Annotated in this window: 1 protein-coding gene; it reads left to right on the top strand. The window is 42.5% G+C overall.

Annotated elements, in window-relative coordinates; translation table 11 throughout:
• Positions 1–259: AAA family ATPase (locus SB658_RS25125; RefSeq protein ID WP_410603133.1), on the top strand; the 259-nt coding region annotated here is incomplete at both ends.

Genomic DNA, 259 nt, shown 5'->3' with positions numbered 1-259 from the left:
TGACGCTTGATATGGGAACCGTTGTAGCAGGAACGAAATATCGTGGTGAATTTGAGGATCGTTTGAAAAAAGTCATGGACGAAATTCGTCAGGCAGGAAATATCATTCTCTTCATTGATGAGCTTCATACACTGATTGGTGCTGGCGGAGCAGAAGGTGCGATTGACGCATCTAATATTCTCAAACCATCCTTAGCACGTGGAGAGCTTCAATGTATCGGGGCAACAACGTTAGATGAGTACCGTAAATATATTGAAAA

The organism is Bacillus sp. SIMBA_008 (assembly GCF_046535495.1).
Taxonomy (GTDB): domain Bacteria; phylum Bacillota; class Bacilli; order Bacillales; family Bacillaceae; genus Bacillus; species Bacillus subtilis.
Note: the sequence above shows the minus strand (reverse complement) of the source record. Positions and strands in the feature narration are given on the sequence as shown.